The organism is Streptomyces sp. NPDC044003 (assembly GCF_056435185.1).
Map to the genome: position 1 here is coordinate 67,139 of NZ_JBWKFA010000002.1, position 24,219 is coordinate 91,357.

The 24,219-nt window shown below is 71.4% G+C and carries 18 protein-coding genes and 1 pseudogene; 16 read left to right on the plus strand and 3 right to left on the minus strand.

Annotated features, from left to right (window positions below; genetic code table 11):
* Positions 1-34: 34 nt before the first annotated feature.
* From AC07AW_RS06950 to AC07AW_RS07010, 13 genes and pseudogenes are all read left to right on the plus strand, one after another.
* A pseudogene (locus AC07AW_RS06950) lies at positions 35-160 on the plus strand (sugar ABC transporter permease); the annotation flags it as partial.
* On the plus strand, positions 157-996 hold the full coding sequence (locus AC07AW_RS06955; RefSeq protein WP_478814444.1) for a carbohydrate ABC transporter permease: 840 nt from the start codon (positions 157-159) through the stop codon (positions 994-996). The pseudogene AC07AW_RS06950 and the gene AC07AW_RS06955, both read left to right, overlap by 4 nt.
* Positions 997-1,000: 4 nt before the next feature.
* Positions 1,001-2,632: a beta-N-acetylhexosaminidase gene (locus tag AC07AW_RS06960; RefSeq protein WP_478814445.1), complete on the plus strand. Its 1,632-nt coding sequence runs from the start codon at positions 1,001-1,003 to the stop codon at positions 2,630-2,632.
* 249 nt (positions 2,633-2,881) lie between these two features.
* Positions 2,882-3,769: an FAD binding domain-containing protein gene (locus AC07AW_RS06965; protein WP_478814446.1), complete on the plus strand. Its 888-nt coding sequence runs from the start codon at positions 2,882-2,884 to the stop codon at positions 3,767-3,769.
* Positions 3,766-5,151, plus strand: a complete 1,386-nt coding sequence (locus tag AC07AW_RS06970; protein ID WP_478814447.1) for a (2Fe-2S)-binding protein — start codon at positions 3,766-3,768, stop codon at positions 5,149-5,151. The genes AC07AW_RS06965 and AC07AW_RS06970 overlap by 4 nt, the downstream gene beginning before the upstream one ends.
* Complete coding sequence (locus tag AC07AW_RS06975) at positions 5,148-7,469, plus strand: xanthine dehydrogenase family protein molybdopterin-binding subunit (RefSeq protein WP_478814448.1); 2,322 nt, start codon at positions 5,148-5,150, stop codon at positions 7,467-7,469. The genes AC07AW_RS06970 and AC07AW_RS06975 overlap by 4 nt, the downstream gene beginning before the upstream one ends.
* A 119-nt stretch (positions 7,470-7,588) precedes the next feature.
* Positions 7,589-8,059: a hypothetical protein gene (locus tag AC07AW_RS06980; protein WP_478814449.1), complete on the plus strand. Its 471-nt coding sequence runs from the start codon at positions 7,589-7,591 to the stop codon at positions 8,057-8,059.
* A 44-nt stretch (positions 8,060-8,103) separates the two neighbouring features.
* A complete protein-coding gene (locus AC07AW_RS06985; RefSeq protein ID WP_478814450.1) occupies positions 8,104-9,606 on the plus strand; it encodes a WXG100 family type VII secretion target in 1,503 nt (500 codons plus the stop codon).
* A gap of 77 nt (positions 9,607-9,683) precedes the next feature.
* Positions 9,684-10,862: a type VII secretion-associated serine protease mycosin gene (gene mycP / locus AC07AW_RS06990; RefSeq protein WP_478815297.1), complete on the plus strand. Its 1,179-nt coding sequence runs from the start codon at positions 9,684-9,686 to the stop codon at positions 10,860-10,862.
* A gap of 48 nt (positions 10,863-10,910) precedes the next feature.
* Positions 10,911-11,333 (plus strand): hypothetical protein, encoded by a 423-nt coding sequence (locus AC07AW_RS06995; RefSeq protein ID WP_478814451.1) that lies wholly within the window; start codon positions 10,911-10,913, stop codon positions 11,331-11,333.
* A gap of 46 nt (positions 11,334-11,379) precedes the next feature.
* The gene (locus AC07AW_RS07000; protein WP_478814452.1) at positions 11,380-13,698 is read left to right on the plus strand and encodes a hypothetical protein; all 2,319 of its coding nucleotides are present in this window, start codon (positions 11,380-11,382) and stop codon (positions 13,696-13,698) included.
* A 1-nt stretch (position 13,699) separates the two neighbouring features.
* Positions 13,700-14,356, plus strand: a complete 657-nt coding sequence (locus AC07AW_RS07005; RefSeq protein ID WP_478814453.1) for a hypothetical protein — start codon at positions 13,700-13,702, stop codon at positions 14,354-14,356.
* A gap of 12 nt (positions 14,357-14,368) precedes the next feature.
* Positions 14,369-15,019 carry a hypothetical protein gene (locus AC07AW_RS07010; protein ID WP_478814454.1) on the plus strand — a complete coding sequence of 217 codons (651 nt, stop codon included), beginning with the start codon at positions 14,369-14,371 and terminating at the stop codon, positions 15,017-15,019.
* 9 nt (positions 15,020-15,028) lie between these two features.
* Here the strand turns inward: AC07AW_RS07010 and AC07AW_RS07015 are convergent, their stop codons facing one another.
* The 3 genes from AC07AW_RS07015 to AC07AW_RS07025 all read right to left on the minus strand — a co-directional run bounded on the left by AC07AW_RS07015 (position 15,029) and on the right by AC07AW_RS07025 (position 20,321).
* Positions 15,029-17,134, minus strand: a complete 2,106-nt coding sequence (locus tag AC07AW_RS07015) for a protein kinase domain-containing protein (RefSeq protein ID WP_478814455.1) — start codon at positions 17,132-17,134, stop codon at positions 15,029-15,031.
* Between the two features lie 93 nt (positions 17,135-17,227).
* Entirely contained in the window at positions 17,228-19,420 is a 2,193-nt protein-coding gene (locus AC07AW_RS07020) for a protein kinase domain-containing protein (protein WP_478814456.1), read from the minus strand.
* A 4-nt stretch (positions 19,421-19,424) separates the two neighbouring features.
* Positions 19,425-20,321: a protein kinase family protein gene (locus AC07AW_RS07025; RefSeq protein ID WP_478814457.1), complete on the minus strand. Its 897-nt coding sequence runs from the start codon at positions 20,319-20,321 to the stop codon at positions 19,425-19,427.
* Between the two features lie 392 nt (positions 20,322-20,713).
* On the opposite strand from AC07AW_RS07025, the gene AC07AW_RS07030 reads away from it, so the two are divergent.
* The 3 genes from AC07AW_RS07030 to AC07AW_RS07040 are packed head-to-tail and all read left to right on the plus strand — an operon-like array spanning position 20,714 to position 24,161.
* Positions 20,714-21,142: a hypothetical protein gene (locus tag AC07AW_RS07030; RefSeq protein WP_478814458.1), complete on the plus strand. Its 429-nt coding sequence runs from the start codon at positions 20,714-20,716 to the stop codon at positions 21,140-21,142.
* A gap of 14 nt (positions 21,143-21,156) precedes the next feature.
* Positions 21,157-23,478, plus strand: coding sequence for a hypothetical protein (locus AC07AW_RS07035; protein ID WP_478814459.1), 2,322 nt, complete (start codon positions 21,157-21,159; stop codon positions 23,476-23,478).
* 11 nt (positions 23,479-23,489) lie between these two features.
* Positions 23,490-24,161, plus strand: coding sequence for a hypothetical protein (locus AC07AW_RS07040; RefSeq protein WP_478814460.1), 672 nt, complete (start codon positions 23,490-23,492; stop codon positions 24,159-24,161).
* Positions 24,162-24,219 lie beyond the last annotated feature (58 nt).

The following is a 24,219-nucleotide window of genomic DNA, read 5'->3' on the forward strand; positions in this document are numbered from 1 at the left end:
GGACCCTGCCCTTTTCAAGGGCGGAGGATGTCAACAGAAGGCCTTCGCCTCGTCCCAGTACAGCCTGGGCTCGGCGATCGGCGTCGTCATGCTGCTGCTCCTGCTGGCCGTGACGCTGGTCTACCTGCGCCTGCTGCGACGCCAGGGAGAAGAACTGTGAGCTCCGTACGGATACGGCGTCCCGGGCGCCTCGCGGCGGAGGCCGTCACCCTCCTCGTCGCGGCCGCCGTCGCCTTCCCGCTGTACTGGATGGTCCTCTCGGCCCTCAAGCCGGCGGGCGAGATCCAGTCCGCGCACCCCCGCCCGTGGACGCTCTCCCCGTCCCTCGACTCCTTCCGGCGCGTCTTCGAGCAGCAGGAGTTCGGCCGGTACTTCGTCAACTCGCTGATCGTCGCGGGCACGGTCGTCCTCGCCTCGGCCCTCATCGCCTTCCTCGCGGCGACGGCCGTCACCAGATTCCGCTTCCGGTTCCGGACGACCCTGCTCGTCCTGTTCCTCGTCGCCCAGATGGTGCCGGTCGAGGCGCTGACCATCCCGCTGTTCTTCCTCATGCGGGACGCCGGCCTGCTCAACACCCTCGGCTCGCTGATCCTGCCGCACCTCGCCTTCTCCCTGCCGTTCGCGATCTGGATGCTGCGCGGCTTCGTGAAGGCCGTCCCCGAGGCGCTGGAGGAACAGGCCCGGATCGACGGCGCGAGCCGCACCCGCTTCCTGTGGCAGATCCTCTTCCCGCTGGTCCTCCCCGGGCTCGTGGCGACGAGCGTCTTCTCGTTCATCTCGACCTGGAACGACTTCCTCTTCGCGAAGTCCTTCCTCATCAGCGACACCTCGCAGTCGACCCTCCCCATGGCGCTGCTCGTCTTCTTCAAGCCCGACGAGAACGACTGGGGAGGAATCATGGCCGGGTCGACCGTGATGACGATCCCGGTGCTCGTCTTCTTCGTACTCGTACAGCGCCGCCTGGTCTCGGGCCTCGGCGGGGCGGTGAAGGACTGACGCGATGACCACCGACCACGACCTCATCCCGGCACCGCTGACCGTCGAGCGCCGGGCTCCCGGGTCCGTGTCCCTCGACGAGCGGACCACGCTCGACGCCGGACCCGGCACCGGGTCCACCGCGCGCTGGCTGCGGTCCGCGCTCGGCGCCGCCACCGGCCTCGCGCTCCCCGACGGCACCGGCCCGCACGCGATCCGGCTGCGGATCAGGGAGGACACCGACCGCCCCGAGGGCTACCACCTGGCCGTCGGCGGCCCGGACACCGCCGTCGCCGTCGAGGGCGGCGGCCCCGCCGGGGTCTTCTGGGGCGTCCAGACCCTCCGCCAGCTCCTCGGCCCCGACGCGTACCGCAAGGCGCCCGTACGGAACGACGGAGCCTGGAGCCTCCCGTACGTGACGATCGAGGACTCACCCCGCTTCGGCTGGCGCGGCCTCCTGCTCGACGTCTCCCGGCACTTCACGCCCAAGGACGACGTCCTGCGGTACCTCGACCTGCTCGCCGCCCACAAGCTGAACGTCTTCCACTTCCACCTCACCGACGACCAGGGCTGGCGCATCGAGATCAAGCGCCACCCCAGGCTCACCGAGGTCGGCGCCTGGCGTGCCCGCACCAAGTGGGGGCACCGGGCCTCGCCGCTCTGGACCGAGACCCCCTACGGCGGCTTCTACACCCAGGACGACATCCGCGAGATCGTCGCGTACGCCGCCGAGCGGCACATCACCGTCGTCCCCGAGATCGACCTCCCCGGCCACGCGCAGGCCGCCATCGCCGCCCACCCCGAGCTCGGCAACACCGACGTCGTCGACACCGCCGCCCTCACCGTCTGGGACACCTGGGGCGTCAACCCCAACGTCCTCGCCCCGACCGAGGCCGTCCTCCGCTTCTACGAGGGCGTCTTCGAGGAGGTCCTCGACCTCTTCCCGTCCACCTTCGTCCACGTCGGCGGCGACGAGTGCCCCAAGGACCAGTGGAAGGCCTCCCCGGCCGCCCAGGCCCGCATCAAGGAACTCGGACTCGCCGACGAGGACGAGCTCCAGTCCTGGTTCATCCGCCACTTCGACCGCTGGCTCGCCGCCCGCGGCCGCCGCCTCATCGGCTGGGACGAGATCCTGGAGGGCGGCCTCGCCGAAGGGGCGGCCGTCTCGTCCTGGCGGGGCTACGCGGGCGGGATCGCCGCCGCCGAGGCCGGCCACGACGTCGTCATGTGCCCCGAACAGCACGTCTACCTGGACCACCGCCAGGCACCCGGCGACACCGAACCGATGCCCATCGGATACGTCCGCACCCTGGCGGACGTCTACCGCTTCGAGCCCGTCCCGCCGGGCCTCACACCCGAGGCCGCGGCCCACATCCTGGGAACCCAGGCCAACGTCTGGACCGAGGTCATGGAGAACCGCTCCCGCGTCGACTACCAGGTCTTCCCGCGCCTCGCCGCCTTCGCCGAGGTCGCCTGGTCCACGCTCCCCGCGCCGGAGGCGCGCGACCACGCCGGCTTCGAGCGCCGCATGCACACCCACTACCGGCGCCTGGACGCCCTCGGCGTCGACTACCGCCCGCCCACCGGACCCCACCCCTGGCAGCAGCGCCCCGGGGTGGCCGGCCGACCCCTGGAGGGCACGCCCCCGAACGTGTGAGAGACCCGACGTCACCCGGTCACCCACAAGCGGCGAAACGGAAGTTACCGTCGCACCCGGGGTGTCCCGGACGGAACAGTCCTTCGCGGACCCTCGCGCCGGACTCCTCGGAAGATGTGCCAGAGTTGCCACGTCCGGCCTGTGAGCACGTACGGTACGCCCACACGCAGGCGCGTCGTACCGCCCGCTCGCAGGCGCGACGGCCGGGCACAGTCGGGGACCACCGGGACACCGGGAAGGGGCAGCGGGTTGACCACGCACGCACCACAGACGGCATCACGGGCGGCGCAGTCCGTGACGCTGCCCGCCTCGCTCGACGAGGCCGTGGCAGCGCTCACGGCCATGCCGGCCGCCGTTCCCGTGGCCGGTGGCACCGACCTCATGGCCGCCGTCAACAAAGGCCAGCTCCGCCCCGCAGGACTCGTCGGCCTGAGCCGCATCAACGAGATCCGCGGCTGGCAGTACCAGGACGGCCACGCCCTCCTCGGCGCCGGCCTCACCCACGCCCGGATGGGCCGCCCCGACTTCGCCGCCCTCATCCCGGCCCTCGCCGCCGCCTCCCGCGCGGCCGGGCCGCCCCAGATCCGCAACGCCGGCACCCTCGGCGGCAACATCGTCACCGCCGCGCCCACCGGCGACTCGCTGCCCGTCCTCGCCGCCCTGGAGGCCGACCTCGTCGTCCTCGGCCCGCTCGGCACCCGCGAGATCCCCGTCTCCCACCTCCTCGCGGGCCGTGACCTGCTCGCCCCCGGTGAGCTCGTCGGCTTCGTCCGCGTCCCGCTGCTCCACGCCCCCCAGGTCTTCCTCAAGGCCACCGGCCGCACCGGCCCGGCCCGCGCCACCGCCTCCGTCGCCGTCGTCCTCGACCCGGCCCGGCGGGGCGTCCGCTGCGCGGTCGGCGCCGTCGCACCCATGCCGCTGCGGCCCCTGGAGGCCGAGCGCTGGATCGCCTCGCTCGTGGACTGGGACAACGACCGGGGGCTCGCCCCGGAGGCGCTCGCGGCGTTCGGCGAGTACGTCGCCGCCGCCTGCATCCCGGATCCGCCGGGCGACGAACAGTTGCCCCCGGCCGTACTGCACCTGCGGCGCACGGTCGCCGCACTCGCCCGACGGGCACTGGGGAGGGCACTGGCATGAGCGACGAGCACACGGGTCAGACGGGCGGCTGGGAGCCGCTCCCGCAGAGCGAGGGCTACGACGGCGACGCGACCGCCTTCGTCCAGCTGCCGCCCGACTTCATGCTGGACGGCGTCCCCCTGGAGGCGCCCGGCCACGGCTACGTACCGCCGATGATCACCCCGCTCCAGCCGCTCACCCCGGCCGCGGCGACGGACCCGTCGGCGACGGGCTCGTGGACGGTGCACGTCCCGACGGAGGCGCAGCAGCCGCAGTACTTCGAGGGCGTCGAGCAGGACTCCTCGTACCAGGGCGTCGAGCACTTCCAGGCGCCGGCGTACGTCGAGCACGCCGTCGAGCACCTCGACTACACCGAGCAGGACCCGCACGCGACGGCCGAGTGGCGCTTCGAGGAGGCGGTGGCACCGGCCGCCGACCCGGGGGCCACGGGGCAGTGGCAGATCCCGGCCGAGGCCGTGGCCGTGGCCGTGACCGAGCCGGAGGAGGCCGCCTCGGCGCCCGCCTCGCCCGCCTCGCCCGCCTCGCCCGCCTCGTACACCGAGGCTCCGGCGACGCTGCCGGGCGGCGCGCCCGCGCCGTGGGCGCTGCCGGGGGAGCCGGTCGCGGAGGAGGCGGTGGAGGCCGCTGAGGCCTCACAGGCCTCACAGGCCTCGGAGGAGGCGCCGGAGGCCGTATCGGAGGCCGTACCGGAGCGCGTGTCGGAGGTCGTACGGGAGGAGGCTCCCGAGGCCGTACGGGAGGAGGCTCCCGAGGCGCTCGCCCCCGTGCTGCCGCCCGTCGACACGTCCACTGCCACGGCCACGTCCACGGACAGCGACGAGCACCCCCACACCTCGTACACCCTGCGGGTCAACGGGACCGACCGGCCCGTCACCGGCTCCTGGATCGGCGAGTCGCTGCTCTACGTCCTGCGGGAGCGCCTCGGCCTCGCCGGGGCCAAGGACGGCTGCTCGCAGGGCGAGTGCGGCGCGTGCAACGTGCAGGTCGACGGCCGTCTCGTCGCCTCCTGCCTGGTTCCCGCGGCGACCGCCGCCGGGAGCGAGGTGCGGACGGTCGAGGGCCTCGCGGTCGACGGCGAGCCCTCGGACGTGCAGCGGGCGATGGCCAAGTGCGGCACCGTCCAGTGCGGCTTCTGCATCCCCGGCATGTGCATGACCGTGCACGACCTCCTGGAGGGCAACCACGCCCCCACGGAGCTGGAGACCCGCCAGGCCCTCGCCGGCAACCTCTGCCGCTGCTCGGGCTACCGGGGCGTGCTCGACGCCGTCCGGGACGTCGTCGCCGAGCGCGAGGCGGCCGCCGCGGCCGCCGAGCCCGAGGCCGCCGACGAGGCCCGTGTCCCGCACCAGATTCCCCACCCGCACGACGGAGGCATGGCGTGAGCAGCGACGCGACCACCGCCGCTCCCACGGCTCTGGACACCCCCGGGGGCCTCGGCCAGGAGCCGGCCGCGCACGGCCTCGGCACCTCGCTCCCGCAGGCCGAGGCGCGCGCGAAGACCGAGGGCACCTTCCCGTACGCCTCCGACCTGTGGGCCGAGGGGCTGCTCTGGGCCGCGATCCTCCGCTCGCCGCATCCGCACGCCCGGATCGTGTCGATCGACACGACGGCGGCGGAGGCCATGCCGGGCGTACGGGCCGTGGTGACGGCCGCCGACGTGCCGGGCGCGGCGACGTACGGGCGCAGGGTCGCCGACCGGCCCGTCTTCGCCTCCGAGCTGGTCCGGCACCACGGCGAGGCCCTCGCGGCGATCGCGGCCGACCACCCGGACACGGCGCGGCTCGCGACTGCGGCGATCGCCGTCGAGTACGAGGTGCTCGAACCGGTGACGGACCCGGAGAAGGCGTTCGAGGCGGAGGCGCTGCACCCCGACGGGAACCTGATCCGGCACATCCCGCTGCGCTTCGGCGACCCCGAGGCGACGGGCGAGGTCGTCGTCGAGGGCTTGTACCGGATCGGCCGCCAGGACCCGGCGCCGATCGGGGCGGAGGCGGGCCTCGCGGTTCCGCGCCCCGACGGCGGCGTGGAGCTCTACACGGCCTCCACCGACCCGCACACCGACCGCGACCTGGCCGCCGCCTGCTTCGGGCTGCCGCCCGAGCAGGTCAAGCTGGTCGTGACGGGCGTCCCGGGCGCGACGGGCGACCGCGAGGACCCGGGCTTCCAGATCCCGCTGGGCCTGCTCGCGCTGCGCACCGGATGCCCGGTCAAGCTCACCGCTACGCGCGAGGAGTCCTTCCTCGGCCACGCCCACCGCCACCCCACCCTGCTGCGCTACCGCCACCACGCGGACGCGGAGGGGCGGCTGGTGAAGGTGGAGGCGCAGATCCTGCTGGACGCGGGCGCGTACGCCGACTCCTCGTCCGAGTCCCTGGCGGCGGCGGTGGCCTTCGCGTGCGGCCCGTACGTGGTCCCGCACGCCTTCGTGGAGGGCTGGGCGGTCCGTACGAACAACCCCCCGTCCGGCCATGTGCGGGGCGAGGGCGCGATGCAGGTGTGCGCGGCGTACGAGGCGCAGATGGACAAGCTGGCGGCGAAGGTGGGCGTGGACCCGGCCGAGCTGCGCATGCGGAACGTCATGGCGACGGGCGACATCCTGCCGACCGGCCAGACGGTGACGTGCCCGGCGCCGGTGGCCGAACTCCTGGCCGCGGTCCGTGACTTCCCTCTCCCCGCCCTCCCCAAGGACACCCCGGAGGGCGACTGGCTGCTGCCCGGCGGCCCGGAGGGCGCGGGTGAACCCGGCGCGGTGCGGCGGGGCGTGGGCTACGCGCTCGGCATGGTGCACATGCTGGGTGCGGAGGGCACCGACGAGGTCTCGACGGCGACCGTGCGGGTCATGGACGGGGTGGCGACGGTCATCTGCTCGGCCGTGGACACGGGTTCGGGCTTCTCGACTCTCGCCCGCCAGATCGTGCAGGAGACCCTGGGCATCGACGAGGTGCACGTGGCCCCGGTCGACACGGACCAGCCGCCGGCGGGCCCGGCGGCCCACGGCCGCCACACCTGGGTCTCGGGCGGGGCGGTGGAACGCGCGGCGAAGATGGTCCGTACGCAGCTGCTCCAGCCGCTGGCCCACAAGTTCGGCATGTCGACGGAGCTGCTTCAGATCACGGACGGCAAGATCACCTCGTACGACGGGGTCCTGTCGACGACGGTCACGGAGGCGATGGACGGCAAGGAACTCTGGGCCACGGCCCAGTGCCGCCCCCACCCCACCGAGCCGCTGGACGAGTCCGGGCAGGGCGACGCGTTCGTGGGCCTCGCGTTCTGCGCGATCCGCGCGGTCGTGGACGTGGACATCGAACTCGGCGCGGTACGCGTGGTGGAGATGGCCGTCGCCCAGGACGTCGGCCGCATCCTGAACCCCGCGCAGCTCGCCGCGCGCATCGAGGCGGGCATCACCCAGGGCGTCGGCGCGGCCCTCACGGAGAACCTCCGCACGGCCCGCGGTCTGGTCCGGCACCCCGACTTCACGGGGTACGCACTCCCGACATCCCTGGATGCCCCGGACATTCGCATCGTGAAACTCGTCGAGGAACGCGATGTGGTGGCCCCCTTCGGCGCGAAGGCGGCGAGCGCGATCCCGGTCGTCACCTCACCGGCCGCAGTGGCCTCAGCGGTACGCGCGGCGACGGGCCGCCCGGTCAACCGCCTCCCGATCCGCCCGCAGGCGGCGGTCGCCGTGCCCAATTCGTAACCATGTGATGTCCGTTGCTTGTGCAACCGGGAGGTGCGGACTGTCGTCGTTCCTGACTACAGTGAACTTCTAGACTTGTGCCGTTGACGGCATGGTGGGTTCACGGGGGAGGAGCGGGCATGCGAGCCGAGTTGGAGGGCATGACGTCCGGGATGCGGACGCAGGCCGTGAAGTACAGCGCCGACTCCATGCAGAAGTTCAAGCAGGGTGTGGACGATCTCATCACCCAGCTCAAGGGTTCTGACGCAGGCGCCGGAAAGCTGAAGAGCGACCCGGTCAGCCGCACTCAGTTCGGCGGGGGCGGTGGGGCTTGGGCGGAGGCTCAGGGCGCCTACGCGGCCTACGACGAGGTCCTCGGCAAGCTGGTGCAGCTCTCCGGCCTGCTCAACGACTGCCTGGAAGGCCTTGGTATCGCAGTCGTCGCCTCCAAGAACGGCTTCGAGGAGATGGACGACGACATCAAGCGCAAGATGATCGCGATCCATCAGCGGACGCAGGACGCCAAGGACAGGGCTGACAAGGAAGCGGGCCGCGGCGCACCGGGGAGCGAAGGCAGTCGGGGTGCCGAGGGCGACGACTCCCTCAAGTAGGCGGGCGCGGACGGAATTTCGGGGACACGGGGAAGAGGCGAGACATGAGGCCTGCAGAGGGCGGCGGTGGCGGCGGAACCAACTTCGCCGGCATGACGCATGAGCAGATGCTGGTGTGGCTGGACGAGGCGAGCAGCTACTACGTGGGTGATGCGGCGCGGCGGTTGAAGACCGCCTCGGATCAGCTGGCCACGATCGCCAGTGACCTGCGCGCCAGCATGAGGAACATGGACTGGGAAGGCGAGGCCGAGAAGGCCTTCGTCGAGTGGGCCACCAACGTGGCCAACTCGACTACGCATCTCTCGGACTACGCCGAGCGCGGGTCCGTCTGCATGGAGGACAACTCCTCCGCCATCGCTTCGGCGCAGAGTGCCATGCCCCGCTACACCTCCCAGGCGGACGCCAAGGAGAACCTGGACGCGGCGCTGAAGTACCACAACGACCCCGACTCGCAGACCATCGCCCGCAACGCGCGGGCCTCGATGGCGACCAGCGACGACGCCGCGGCCATCAAGGCCAAGGAAGAGGCGAACCGGCAGGCGGCGGCGGACGAGATGTACCGCCTCTCGTCCGCCTACGAGTGGTCGACCTTCCGGATGAACAACGAGACGCCGCCCACGTTCCCACCGCCGCCGGGGTCGTTCGTACCGAAAGCACCCGACGCCCGGGACAGCGGCTCCTACGTCGGCTCCACGCAGGAGACCGGCGATCGCTCCACCGGCACGGATACGACCACGGGGACGCATACCACGCGCTCTCAGCCGGACACCCGGACCACGCCTGACACGCCCACGGTCCCGCCCACGGGCGACCCGACCGGGCCGACGCACGTCATCAAGCCCGAAGTCCGGCCCGATGCGCCCGTGGACCTGGGCATCGACAGTGTGGAGACCCTGCCGAAGCCGGACACCACCGGCCCGACGACGCACACCCCGGGTGGTCCGCCGCCGCTCACCAAGCCGGACGGCGGCACGCCTCCGTTCGTGACGACCACCGGCATGCCTCCGCTCACCACGAAGGGCGGCGGTCCGGGGCCCCTCGGCCCCACCTCGCCCGTCACCGGCGGCACCGGCAACCCCCGCGGTCCGGTCACCGGCGGCCTGCGTAACGGACCCGGCATGCCCCGTGAGGGCATCAGCGGCGGGCGTCAGGTCCCCAGCACCACGGGCCGGCCGCAGACCGGCATCCCGCGCAGCACCGTCATCGGCAACGAGCCCACCGGGCAGAACCGGACGGGCATGGGCCGCGGCATGGGTGGCGCACACGGCATGGGCGGTTCCATGGGCGGCGCGTCCGGCCAGAACGGCATCACCGGCGGTCGTCGCCTCGCCGGCGAGACCGGCGGAGTCGTCGGCGGCAAGGCGCAGCGCGCCGGTGCCGCGGGTGGCGGGAAGCCCTTCACAGCCGGCGGCTCGGGCCTCGTGCGCGGAAACGCCGCGAAGCCGGGCGAGCGCGAGGAGCAGAACGGAGAGCGTCCCGACTACCTGGTCGAGGACGAGGAGACCTGGCAGCAGGGCCGCCGCGTGGCGCCGCCCGTCATCGACTGATCAGCGCGAGGAAGCAGATGCGTACCAGCAGTATTCGTCGGAGCCGTGCCCGAGTCACCGCCTCGGCCGCCTTGGGGATGCTGCTGGTGGGCATCGCTTCCGTTCCCGCCCACGCGGAGAACTTCCGTGCCCAGCAGTGGTACTTGGATGCGATGGGCGCGGAGGAGATCTGGCAGCTGAGCACCGGTAAGGGTGTCACCGTCGCGGTGATCGACTCCGGCGTGGAGAAGAGCAACCCCGACCTGCGCGGTCAGGTGCTGGAAGGCAAGGACCTGGCGACCGACGAGTCCGGCGACCAGTTCACCGATTACACCGGGCACGGAACGGGCATGGCGGGTCTGATCGCGGGAACCGGCAACCGGGACGGAGGGAACGGAGCCTTCGGCCTGGCGCCGGGTGCCAAGATCCTTCCGGTACGGGTCTCCGGGCTCGACGCGGGCGAGGGCAGCATGGCGGACGGCGACAAGAACTTCAACCGCGTCATTCCACCGGCGATCAAGTACGCCGCCGACGCCGGTGCCAAGGTCATCAACATCTCCCTGGGAGCGGGAACGGGCTCCCAGGAACTCACCGACGCGGTGAAGTACGCCCTGGACAAGGGGGCGCTCGTCTTCGCGTCCGTCGGAAACAGCGGCGACAAGGGCAACAGGCCGGAATACCCGGCCGCTACGCCCGGAGTCGTCGGAGTCGGAGCCGTCGACCAGAAGCTGACGCACATCCCGACGTCTCAGCACGGCGATCAGGTCGACATCGTCGCTCCCGGCAAGGACACCGTGCACGCCTGCGGCGGTGGCACCGGCATGTGCAAGACCACCGGTACCAGTGACGCCACCGCCCTCGCCTCCGCCGCCGCCGCGCTCCTCTGGTCGAAGCACCCCGACTGGACCAACAACCAGGTCCTGAAGGTCATGCTCAACACGGTCGCCAAGCCCAAGGGCGGTGAGAAGCGCAGTGACTTCATCGGTTACGGCGCGATCCGCCCCCTTCGTACGCTGAAGACGCCCGGTGACCCGGGTCCGGCCGACGTCCGGCCCATCGATGACCTCACCGAGGCGCCGACCGCGACTCCCACGCCCACCGACCTGCCGTCGGCCGACCCGGCTCCCGCGGAGTCCTCCACCGCCCCCGCCCCCGCCGCGCAGGCCTCCAAGGACGACGGCGGCAACACCGGCCTCTGGATCGGCCTCGGGATCGGTGCCGCCGTGCTGATCGCGGGAGCCGTCGCCGTACCCGTACTCCGGTCGCGGCGGGGCTGAGTCCCGCCCCTGCCGTCGGCCGTCCGTAACTCACTCATGGGGAAGTAGATGTCGTTCGACGAGGAGTGGAGCCAAGTCCGCAGCGAGACCGCGGCGATGAGGCTCAACAGCGTGCCCATGGACCCCGGTGGCGGTGGCGGCGGCGGGGCCAGCGACTACAAGGTGACGTCCGCCGACCTCAAGGCCATCGGCAACGAGGCCCAGGAGCTCTTCCACTGGTTCGAGCGCGACGCCTTCCACGCCGGCGCCCAGACCGACACCGCCGCCAAGGGCCTCGACGGCGACGGGTTCCTGACCGGTTCGGCGATGTGGACGATGTGGGACACCTGGCGCGGCCAGGCCGAGGCGCTCCTCAGCGCCTGCGCGCACATCCACAACCACCTCGAGGACACGGTCATCAGCCACACCAACCATGAAGAAGTGCTCGTCACGAACTTCTCCATGTCCGAGATCGACAAGCACTTCACATAAGCCGGTGACGGCGACGACGACCGCGCACGGCTGACGAGGGAAAAAGATGCTGAAGTTCGACCAGGTCCTCCACGCTCATCTCAGTGGCCTCAAGGAGGCCGTCACCGTCTGGTCGGAGACGGTGTCCAAGCTGGAGAAGACCAAGGAGAAGGCGGAGACCGGCCTCCAGGGCAAGGCCGACAAGGCCGACTGGAAGGGCGAGAACGCCGGCGTGACCCAGGCGTTCGTCCGGAAGACGGCCAAGGAGTTCGGCGACGCCCTCACCGAGGCGAGCAGTATCCGCAACATCCTGCGGGACGCGGAGAGCGAGTTCCAGGCCGCCAAGACCGAGCTGGAGAAGCTCGTGGCGGAGGCCCCCGGCAAGGGCATCCGCATCGATCCGGACGGAGTCGTCAGCTATCTGATCCACCCCGACCGCCGCGCCAAGGACTACGACGGTCCCAAGCCCGAGCAGGCCGACTTCGAGGCGATGCGTTCGGCGATCAAGGCTGCGGTCGACCGGGCCAACAACGCCGACGACGTCGCCTCCCGCGCCCTGCGCGGACTCGTCGGCAGCGACAAGATGAACTTCTCCGGCACGAACTACGACTCCCTCAAGGCCGCCTCGAAGGCGCAGGACGCCGAGGACGCGCACGCCGCCTACGAGCTGTACAAGAAGGGCGACGACGCCACCCCCGAGGAGATCGACAAGCTCAACGCCCTCTTCAAGGCCAACCAGAAGGACCCGTACTTCGCCGAGAAGTTCGCCCTGGAGGTCGGGCCGAAGGGCAGCATGGAGTACTGGGCCGACATGGGCGACCCGAGCGACGGCTCGCGGCTCGGCGTCGACCACCGCGACAAGCTCAAGGAACTCCAGACGAACTGGAGTCTGACGCTCGCCACGGCGACCCATTCCACCAGCCCCGAGATGGAGCAGTGGAAGGCCGACCTCATCAAGGCCGGCAGCGAGCCGATCCAGACGCGCGGCACCAGCCCGTACGGCTTCCAGGTCATGAGCAACCTGATGCGCGTCGGCGACTACGACGACAAGTTCCTCAAGGACTACGGCAACGGCCTCGTCATCACCGAGCGCAAGATGACCCACGACGGCGCGCTGCCCGCCGACCGGGCCTGGCACCAGATCACCGGCGGGCCGAGCCACCTGAACTGGATGGGCGGCGACCTGGGCAACGACCCCATGATCGGTTTCATGGAAGGGCTCGGGCACAACCCCAAGGCGTCGACGGACTTCTTCAACGGCGACATCGACCTCACGCCCGAGAACACCAAGGACGACAAGAAGATCGACCCGTTCGACTACTTCACCAAGGACCGTGAGTGGCCCGAGGAGTTGAACGACAAGGGGGACCGGACCAAGGAGCCCGGTTACAACGCGCTCGGCCACGCCCTGGAGTCCGCGACCACCGGCCACCCGTACGACGCCGACCCCGAGGGCCTCAAGGACGTACGGACCAAGGAGAACGCCGAGGTCATGCAGAAGGTCGTCGAGCGGTACGGCGACGACCCGAAGTACATGCACAAGCAGCCGGGCATCGACGACAGCCTCGGCAAGATGGGCGCCGCCTACATCGACGAGCTGAACCGCTCCCTGGAGACGGACAGCGACACCACGATGGAGGAGAAGAAGAACTCGCCGTTCGGCTTCAACGGCGCCGACGGCAAGTCCCGGTTCGGCTCCGAGTTCGACACCGGCCTCCTCTGGAACCGCGGCGACGCCGTCAACTTCATGGGCATCGTGTCGCAGAGCGAGACCGGCCACTCCACGCTCTCGGCGGCCGAGTCCCTGTACACGACGAGCGTCCTCGACCAGGTCGGCCCCAAGCCCGGCTCCACCTTCGACGACCGCGACCTCACCGACGCGCGGACCACACTGCGCGTCGGGTCGGAGGCGCAGGGCATCCTGGACGAGTCCCGGATGGCGCAGATCGACAAGGACTACGAGAAGGACTCCGAGGAGCACAAGAAGGCCGTCGGCAGGACGACCGAATGGGTCAAGTTCGGCGTCGGCGCGGCGGCGGCGGGCGGCATCGCGGTCCTGACGGGCGGCGCCGGTGGCGTACTGGTACCGCTGGCCGCCGAGACCGTGGGCGGCGCCGTGACGACTGTCATCGGCATGGAAGCCGACGACATGGCGGAGAAGTACGAGAAGGACGAGCTGCTGAAGAAGAAGTCGGACGACCTGTCGGACGAGGCGCTGGCCATGGGCAAGGAGAACTCGCTCCGCCCCGGCATCGCCTACGCGAACGCCCCCGGCTGGAGCGAGAAGGACCGGAACTACCTCGACGAGGAGCTGGTCAAGTACGTCCGGGACTCGCGCATGCACGCCCGCGACAACTCGCTGCCCGACCCGTACGAGAAGGACTGACATGCGGTCTGCGCTGGCACGACTGGGTACGGCCGCCGCCGCGGCCGCCCTCCTCGCGGGCTGCTCCGGCGGCGGGGGATCCACGGGGGAACCGAAGGGCCTGACGGCGGCCGAGGCCTGCGGCGGCTTCGCCAAGGACGCGGCGACGGCTGCGGCGCTCAAGGGCGTCCTGGGCGGCGACCGTTTCGAGGACAACCTGTCGAAGCCGGAGAAGGCCCTCGACAAGCTGCGTGACGACGCGGCCGCGCCGTGGGCCGACTCGTACCGGCCGCAGCCTGTGACGTACTGCGGCCTCCTGCCCGCCGAGGGCGGACCGAAGAGCCTCAAGATCGAGGTGAACGCGGTGGGGAAGGGCCCGTATCTGAGCCCCAAGCTTGCCAAGAAGGTGACTTCCTATACCTCGGGACTCGAGGCCTTCACTTCCTCCGGCCTGGGCAATGTCTACTTCTCCTGCCACCTCAAGGCGCCCGCCCACGAAATCGTCGTCGAGACGACCATCTGGGGTCCGGCGGGCGTCCCGGACACGGACCTGGAGCAGCGCACCCGCCTGATCACCCTCGCCAACGCGGCGGCGCGGGACGTCTCGGCGAAGCTGGGCTGCCAGGGGGAGGACAGGCTGGCGACCGGGGTGCCTGCGCGCGCTGCGGCGGCGTCCTGAGAGAGTCGTTCCATGCGCACCACCACAGTCCACAGGATCGTGCTTCCGGTCGTCGCCCTGGTGCTGGCGGCGACCGGCTGTACGAAGGGAACCGACGATGCCGCCGCCAAGGGCCGGTCGGCCCCGGAGGTGTGCGGTGGATTCGCCAAGGAGCCTCGTGTGGCCTCGGCCCTCGAGGCCATCGCGGGCAAGGGCGTCCGGTTGACGAGCGACCAGTCCGAGCCGGAGAGGGTCGTCAGCGAGCTGCGGAAGGCCGCGCGGACGCCGCAGAGCGGCAAGGAGCGGATGCGGGGCATCCCGTTCTGCACGCTGGAGACGGCCGGGGACGAGAAGAACGTCCTGAGCATCACCCTCCGCGAGGCTCTCGCCGTTCCCGCGGGCGAGGCCTCGAAGGCGTCCGTGACCGCCTACTCCACCGGGCGCCTCGCGACCTCGTCCGATCTCTTCGCCTCGATCTACTTCACGTGCCGGCTGAAGGCGCCGGCCCATGAGATCGTCCTCGCAACCGAGCTGGAGCGGGCCGACGAGAACAAGGCCGATCATGCGGGCATCAGGGACGAACAGATCACCCTCGCCAACGCGGCGGCCCGGGACGTCTCGGCGAAGCTGGGGTGTGAGGGGGACGCGCTGGTGAGCGGCGTACCGGCGACGGCGCGGCCCTGAGGCGGCCACCTACACCCCGAACACCGGCATCGCCGCGATCCGGCCGCCCCGGGCGATGAAGACGCGGTTGGCGTCGCTCGCCAGCTGATAGGAGCCTGTACGCAGCATCGTCGCGGTGAAGAGGCGTTCGCCCGACACCTTGTGGAGGACCTGGACGGAATCGTTGTCGGGGGTGTGGACCCAGACCGTCGTGCCCTCCACGGCCGGAGGGTTGACGCTGCCGGGGCCGTAGCCGTCCAGCACCTCGGACCATTTCTGATCCGGGAGGTCGATCTCCGGAATGGTGCCGAGGCGGGACACGGTGTACGTGTCGACCGCCACGACGAGATCGCCATCAGCGGTGGGCGTGCCGTAGCCGTGGTACGAGGACGTGCGGAGGGTTTCCTGCTCCCACAGGAAGTCGCGGGGGTCGAGTCGGCGGGCCGTGAGAGTGCGGCCGCCGAGGTAGACGGTGTTGTTCTCTCCGATCGCCGGGGCCTGGCCGTCGGTGCCCTGCTTCGTGATCTCCCAGTCCCTCTCACCGTTCTCGGTGTGGAGCGCGGCGACACGGCCGTCCCTGCCATGGACCACGAGCCGCTTCCTGCCCACGGCCGCCTTCGCCGGGCCGTTGTGAGAGCGGGGTGAGGTCATCGGGCGGGACCACGTCGTGGCCAGGGTCCAGGCGTTGACGGCACGGAGTTCGTTGGCCTTCGTCACCAGGTAGACATGGGTGTCGTCGGCGGCGAGGACATCGTCGACGTCGTTGCCCGTCTGCCAGACGGGAGCCCCGGTGGCGGCGACGAAAGCCTTCAGGGCGCCTTCCTTGTCGACGCCCACGACCATCCGGTCGGCGACCGAGACGAAACCGGCGTCGGCGTCGATCTCCTCGGCCCGCCAGCGTTCCTTGCCGTTCGTGACGGAGAGGGCGAGCAGGCCGCCCATCTTCGCCTGGACGATCACCACGTCCCGTACAGGAAGGGGGAGTTCGCCCTCCGGCGCCGTCACGTCGAGAGGCCCCCATAGAGGCTTCGGGACGTCGCCCGGCTTGATGTCGATGGCCGAGATGAACGCGGCCTCCGGGGTCGCCACGGCGGCCGGCACATCGGCGGTCGGTGACTTCCCTTCGCCCCGGCTCAGCCACCACGCCCCCGCGCCGCCGCCCGTCCCCAGGACCGCCACGGTCACGGCCGCGCCGGTGAGGAAGCGGCGCCGGGACGGCGACGAGGAGGGTACGGCGGTGTCCTCGGGTGTCGCCAGGCGCTTCGTGGCCGTCTCGCGCCGCTTGATGTCCTCGGCCAGCGGGCCCTTGCGCCACGCCCGGTCGGCGCCCTTCGGCGGGGCGAAGGCCTCCGCCACCTGCGGGGGCGCCGGGCGGAACGCCGGGTCCTTCGCCAGGCACGGGCCGATCAGCGTCTGGAGCTCCGGCGGTACGAGGCTCAGGTCCGGTGTGCCGTGCACGACCTCGTACTGGACCGCCGCCACGTGCGCGCCGTCGAAGGCGCGCCGGCCGCTCGCCGCGTACGCGAGGACCGCGCCCAGCGAGAACACGTCCGAGGCCGGGCCGACGCGCTGCCCGAGGACCTGTTCCGGCGCCCCGTAGCCGGGGGTGACAGGGATCTGGCCCGTGGTGGTGAGCGTGAGGCCGTGCTCGGGGCGCGCGATGCCGAAGTCGATGATCCGGGGGCCGGTCGAGGTGAGCACGATGTTCGCGGGCTTGAGGTCGCGGTGGACCAGACCCGCCACGTGGATGTCGTGCAGGGTTCGCGCGAGCTGGGCGGCGAGGGCCCGGACCGTCGGCACGTCCATCGGGCCGTACGCACGGACGGCCTCGTCGAGCGTCGGCCCGGCGAGGTACTCGGCGGCGATCCACGGCCGCCCGCCCTCGGTCTGCGCGGCGAGGACCCGTGCCACGCCCTTGCTGGTGACGGCCCGCGCCATGTCCGCCTCGCGGACGAAACGCTGCGCGAGGTGCTGGTCGTGGGCGAGTTCGGGACGCAGGACCTTGACGGCGGCGGGCGCTCCGGCGCCGTCCCGACCCACGTACACCTTGCCCATGCCGCCCTCGCCGAGGACGCCGAGGAGCCGGTACGGGCCGAGCCGGAGCGGGTCGCCGGTGGCGAGGGGCTGTGTGGTCACGGGGTGCTCTCCGGGGCAGGGGTGGAGGGGAGGGGGCTGGGCAGTGGGCCGGTCGGCGGCCGGGGACGGGGCGACCTGCCGGGTGGTCGTCCGTCAGGCATAGGGGATGGCCATGACGGACGTCGCTCCCGCCCCGATGATCCTGGTCCGTTCCTTGTCGACGACGTAGCGGCTGGCGTCGGTCGGGAACACCCACTCCGAGCGTTTCGACAACATCGCGACCGCGCTCAGCCCGCCGCGGACGGGGGCGTACACGTACTTGTCGCCGGCCACGGGGGAGGCGAGGTAGTCGGGGGTCAGGGCACGGCCCGAGGGGAACTCCGTCCAGAACACCGTGCCCTGCTTGCCCAGGACGGCCACGAGCCCGGGAGATTCCCTCCGCTCCTGCGCGTAGATGATGTCGTTCCGCCCGACGGCCGGAAGGCCGAAGTAGGTGGAACCGGAGCCGTACTCCCAGGCGGTCCCGCCGTCGGTGAGGCGCAGGGCGCGAAGCCGGTCACCGCCGATGTACACGTGCCGCTCGTCGATCGCGAGCTGGCCCGGCTTGTAGAACTGGGAATCCTTCAGGGCGATGCTGCGCTGCCAGAGCCGGCGGCCGTTGCGCAGGTCCCGTGCCTGGACGACGAAGGACTCCAGGTCGCCACTGTTCTTGCCGAGGATCAGCCGGTCGCCGACGACCTGGGAGAGCCAGGGGCGGACGCCGTCCCACTCGTACGCCTGGCGCCATGCCTCCTTGCCGGTGCGGAGGTTGACGGCGATCAGGTGCCAGCCCGTGTTGTTCGCGTCCGGGTCGGTTTCCTTCTTGCCCCGCCGCGAGGCCGCGAAGAGCATGCCGCCGGAGGCGGTGAGGAGTTCGGTGCCCGAGTTCGATCCGTCGAATCCCTTGACGACGATCTGCGGGGCCGTCTCCTTGCCGGTGCGGGGGTCGAGCGTGCGGATCTGCAGGGCACCCGGCCCCTCGTAGGGGCCGTCGGACGCGTAGAAGGACGCGCCGTCGGTGATGATCTGGCGGGGATCCATGACCGCGCTGTCGGACCAGAGTACGCGGCCGTCCTTCGTGTCCAGTGCCCGGAAGGAGACGGTCTCCGCGAAGCCGACGACATCGCCGGCGAGCAATTGCGTGGTCGCCTCCTCGCGGTCGAGGGACGAGCCCTTCCACAGGGCCACCGGCGACCCGTCGGCGGCCGTCGCGGCGGGGATCGCGGTGGGGCCCGCGGAGGCCGGGGTGCCGCCGTCGGACTCCGGGGTGTTCCGCGACCCCAGCCATGCCCACACACCCCCGCCCGCTCCCGCTACGCCGAGCAGGGCGCCACCGCCCGCCGAGAGCAGGCGGCGGCGGGAGAGGGGGGTGTTCGGAACGGTCTCGGCCACGGCGGTGCCCGCCGGCGCCGGCAGCCGGTGCGGGGTGTGGAGCCAGACGTCCGTCGCCCTGCGGGCGATGTCGGCCAGGAGCAGCGGCGGCAGGTGGTCCGCGAACTCGCCGTGGCCGTCGTGGAGATGGTCCGTCAGGACGCCGGTGGTGGGGCGGGACGACGGGTCCTTCGCCAGGCAGGCCGTCAGGAGGGGGAGGAGGGGGTCCGGTACTCCCGCGAGGTCGGGTTCGGCGTAGCGCACGCGGTAGAGGAGGTCGGCGGGGGAGCCCGTGCCGAAGGGGCCGTGGCCCGTGGCGGCGAAGACGAGGACGCCGGCGAGGGCGAACACGTCGCCCGCCGCGGTGTGTTCCTCGCCGCTCGCCTGTTCCGGGGACATGTAGGCGGGGGTGCCGGCCGCCGCTCCCGTGCGGGTGAGGTGGTCGTCGCCGGCCGCGCGGGCGATGCCGAAGTCGATGATCTTCGGGCCGTACGCGGTCACCAGGACGTTCGAGGGCTTCAGGTCGCGGTGGACGACGTCCGAGGAGTGCAGCTGGGCGAGGGCGCCGGCGAGTGCGGCGCCGAGGGCGCGGACCGTCGGTTCGGGGAGCGGGCCGCCGAGCGCGACGGCGTCGTCCAGCGGCGGACCGAGGACGTACTCGGTGGCCAGCCACGGCGTCTCGGCCAGCGGGTCCGCGTCGACGACCGCCGCGCCGTGCCGCGCGCCGATGATCCGCGCCGCGTCGGTCTCCAGGCGGAAGCGGCTGCGGAAGGACGGGTCCGTCGCGAGCCGGGCGTGCACCGTCTTCAGGGCGACCGTGCGGCCGCCGGGCGTCCGTGCCAGGTACACCGTGCCCATGCCGCCGGAGCCGAGGCGGGCGAGGAGGCGGTACGTGGCGACGGTGGCCGGGTCGTCGTGGGTCAGGGGCGACAGCATGAGGTCAGGTCCGTGAGGTGGTGTCGGTGGGGAGTTCGGCCGCCAGGAGTTCCGAGGACTGGCGGGCCAGCGCCGCCACCACCCTCCCCGGCAGCCAGCCGGGGGTGAGGAGCGCGCCGGCCGAGTTCAGGATCGTCCGGTGCGGGGTAGGTGGCGCCAGGGCCGCCATCAGGTCGGCGGCGGTCGGGCGGTCCGCCGGGTCGCGGGCCAGGCAGGAGGAGACGACCGGACGCAGGGCGGGCGGGAGCTCGTCACGTTCGGGGACGGTGTGGCCGGTCGCGGCGTACGCCAGGACCGCGCCCAGCGCGTAGACGTCACCCGGCGGGCGCGGGCGTCCGCCGGAGGCCTGCTCGGGGGCGAGTGCGCCCGGGTCGAGGCCCGGCAGGCCGGTGCGCGGTTCGCCGTCGGCCGCGGCCGCCCGTACCGCGCCGAAGCAGCTCAGCCGGGGGCCGTCGGCGGTGAGCAGGACCGCGGCGGGGGAGACCCCGGCGTGCGTGAGGCCCTGTCCGTGCGCGGCGGCGAGTGCTTCGGCGAGGGCGGTGCCCATGGCCCGTACGGTCGTCTCGGGCAGCGGTCGGCCATGGACGGCGAGGGCCACGGGGAGGGGGAGCAGGGGGAGGTACGGGGTGGTGTACCAGGGGTGTTCGCCCGGGGCCGCCAGGTCCGTCACCGGAGCGATCCACGGGCCCAGGAGGCGGCGGGCCGCGTCGGCCTCGGTGGCGAAGCGGGCCGGGTCGGCGCCGGGCAGCGGGGCGCTCAGCAGGACCGTGCGCTCGCCGTCCTGCGTACGGGCCACGAAGCGGCGGGCCGGTACGGCCGGGCCCGGCGGGTCGAGGCGGGTGATCAGCCGGTACGGGCCGATCCGGCGCGCGGATTCCTCCCGCGTGCGCGACTGCTCCACGTTGTACGTCCCCCCGTTGTTCCGGCGCCCCGTGACGACGGGGGCGGGAGGAGCCTATCGAGGTGGGGGCGCGGGGCCTGTCCCCGGTCGGTCCAGAGGGGGGTCCCCGGTCGGTCCCCGGTCGGTCCAGAGGCCGGTTCCCGGGCCGGTCCAGGGTCGGGAACGTCCGGGCTGTCCGAGTTGCGAAGGTGAAGCGCCCGCATGGACACTGCGTCGATCTCGAACCAGCGGCCATTTCCCGGCGAGGAGTGCTCGAACGGGCGCCCGAGGGCTACCATCGCGGTGCTTCCCCGGCCGTGAAACTTGCTGAGGCGAAGCCGGAACGATCACCACGGACGGGCACTGGCACTGGCACTGGCACTGGCACTGTCACGGGAGCAGCGGGGGAGAGCATGTCGTTCGAAACGGAGTGGGCGTCCGCACGGGCCACGTCGGCCGCCGACGTGAGCATGAGGCTCAATCAGGTCGCCCCGGAGCCCGGCGGTGGCGGCGGTGGCAGTGCCGATCTGAGCGTCGACCAGGACAAGCTCGGCGCGATCGGCGGCGCCGCGTACGCCCTGCACGGCCGGCTGGTCAAGGACGGCAACCACGCCCGTACCAGCACGACGGAGGCGGGAACGGGCCTGTCCAGCCACGGCTTTCTCACCGGCTCCGCGCTGACGACCGTCCAGGAGACGTGGAGCTCGCAGCTGAACACGCTGCTCGACGCCTGCGCGAACATCTCCAATCACCTCGACTACAGCGCGGCCTCGCATGCCAAGGAAGAGGCGGACATCGCGGCGGCCCTCTCGGCCTCCAAGATCAACGAGTACCTCAAGTAGGCGGGGGACCTGCTGTGCTGACTTTCGACAACGTGTACCAGGCGCCGCTCGACAAGATGAAGGCCGCGGCCGACGACTGGGCCGCGATGAAGGGCAAGCTCGACACGCTCGCCCAGGACGCGCAGTCGACGATGGCCGCGAAGGCCAGGGACGACTACTGGCGCGGGGTGAACGCCGAGGTCACCAAGCCCTTCGTGGACAAGACGGCGAAGGAGTTCGGCGACGCCGCCAAGGCGGCCGACGGCATCCACAAGGTCCTGGAGGACGGCTACAACGCCTTCAAGAAGGCGAAGGACGACCTCAAGAAGATCGTCGAGACGGAGGCCCCCGCCAAGGGCTTCCGCGTGAGGTCCGACGGCACGGTCGAGGCCGTCGAGCCGCTGTCGCAGACCAAGGACCAGGGGATGCGGCACGACCCCGACTTCCAGGAGATGGTCCGCAAGGAGCGCGCCGACATCGAGGCGATGCAGCGGCGCATCGACGCGATCGTCGAGACCTGCGACGACGCCGACGTGTCCTGCTCCAACGCGCTCAAGGCCGATATCACCGGCGACCAGCACAACTTCAGCGCCCCGAAGTACACCAGCCTCGACGCCGAGGAGGCGCAGCGCGCCGTCGACCTCGCCAAGAGGGGCCGGGACATCTCGCACGAGGAGCTGATGCGCCTCAACGAGCTGCTCAAGGACAACAGCGGCTCCAAGGAGTTCTCCCGGGCCTTCTACGACGGGCTCGGCCCGAAGGGGGCCCTGGAGTTCTTCGGGCAGCTGTCGACCGACACGTACGACTACTCGAAGGTCGACAAGGAGCGCCTCGCCGACGTCCAGGAGCTCCAGAAGAACCTGGGCTTCAACCTGGCGACGGCCACGCAGGGCGGCGACGCCTGGACCGACAAGTGGTCCACGGACATGCGCAAGCTCGGCACGGAGCGCATCGCGCTCGCCAAGTACGACAACAACCCGGCGTACGGCTACCAGTTGCTCGGCGGCATCATGCGCTACGGCAACTACGACCCCAGGTTCCTGGTCCCGATCGCGGAGCACGTCACCCAGCTCCACGCGAAGGACCCGTACATGTTCGGCGACAGCAAGCCGCTGGGCGGCGGCTGGCTCAAGAACCAGTACAACCCCTCGGGCGTCAACGGCTCCGGCTTCGACCCGATGAACTCGATGCTGGAGGCGCTCGGGCACAGCCCGGATGCGGCGAAGGAGTACTTCTCCAAGGAGCCCACGTCCTACAACGTGGACGGCAGCGTCGGCGGGACCGTGGACCTGGACCCGAAGAAGGACGGGGCGCAGAAGGGCTATCTCGACTACTTCCAGAACAAGGAGTACGAGTTCTTCCCGGACGTCGAGGGCCACAACCCGGACGACTGGAAGAAGACCGCCGCGTACATGCCGGACGCCCTCGGCCACGCCCTGGAGGCGGCGACCACGGGCCACGGCTGGGACGACCCCGACCCCCAGCTGCACCGCGACGAGAAGTCGGCCGAGATCATGAAGCAGGTCATCGACTCGTACGGGACGAACACCGAGCTCCGCGACCAGCACAAGTCGCTGATGGACAGCCTGGGGCGGATGGGCGCGGCGTACATCGACGACCTGAACTACTCGACGTACAACTTCGGTGATTCCGGCGACGCCCTCGGCCGGGACAAGCTCTTCGGCGTGAGCAGCGACGGAAGCCCGCGCACGGACTTCGGTGAGGGCGCGAGCCTCCGGTTCATGAACGCCGTCGCGGGCGACGAGGACGGGTACAAGACGCTCTCCGCCGCGCAGCAGGTCTTCGAGGCCGGCGGTCTGAAGGCGCTGGAGGGGGACAAGGACTCCCAGCTCACCTTCCTCCACAACTCGACCAAGCTGCACGGCATCCTCGACGAGTCGCGCATCGACGCCATCTCCCTGGAGTTCAAGGACCAGGAGGAGGCCAAGAACCTGGAGATGGAGAAGCAGGCCGAGTGGCGGAAGTCCGCCGTCAGCGGCGGTGTCACCGCGGTGGTCGGCGTCGGCTCGGCCGTCGTGCTCGGGCCCGCCGCGGGACTCGTGGCGGCGACCGCGGTCCCGATCATCATGGAGAGCGTCGGCTCCGCGGTCAGCACGGACTACGCCTCGGACACCCTGCAGTACCTCAAGGACAACGAGTACAAGAACGATGACGACGCGGACTCCGCCGTCGTGGACGCCCGCCAGGCGGGCCGTCGCGCCGTGGTCGTCCCCGCGCTCAACGTCGCCGAGATGCAGGGGCTGACGCGGACCGAGCGGCAGGAACTGATCCGCGAGATCGAGTACTCGTACAACACCGGCGCGAAGAGCGTCGACGACCTGACGGCGAACAAGTGAGGCGGCGGACTGTGAGCAAGACGCGGAAGGTGTCGGGGATCGCTGCCGGCGCCCTGGCGGCGGTCCTGGTCCTGAGCGGGTGTTCCGGCGGCGGGGACGGCGAGGAACACTCGGGGGGCGTGTCCCCGGTCGCCCTGAGGAACTGCGGGCAGGTGTTCGGGGAGCGGAACGTCGAGGCGCTCCGTGCCGACTTCGGGGAGAGTTTCCAGCCGCGCGATCGCTCGCTCACCGAGATGAAGCAGCGGATGCTCGCCGAGGCGCAGGTGTGGAATCCCGACACGGACAAGCTCGTGCGGTCGACCTACCATCCCTGCCAGATCAAGGGCCGGGCCGACGGGAAGACAGCCTGGGTCATCGCCACGGTCGGCTGGTCGACGTACGACGAGACCTTCGTGACCGAGGGGAAGCACGCGCGCGACTTCCGCGAGGTGGCGAAGGGGGTCTATATCGACCTCACCGACGGGGTCGACGACCACCCCCTCATCATGCCGTGCACGGTCCCCGGCACCCGGCCCGGACAGGGCGAGGAGCTGCCGCTCCAGGTCTCCGTGACCGATACCGATACGGAGCGCACGACCCGGTCCGTGCCCACGGACCAGCTGCTGAAGGCGGTCGCGGAGAACACCCGGAAGCTGCTCGGGTGCGCCGAGAAGGTCACCCTGCCGGAGAAGCTGCTGCCCTGAGGGTGCGGGAGCGGTGGGAGACGCTCAGTCCTCGGCCGTCTCGACGGAGGGTGTGGGA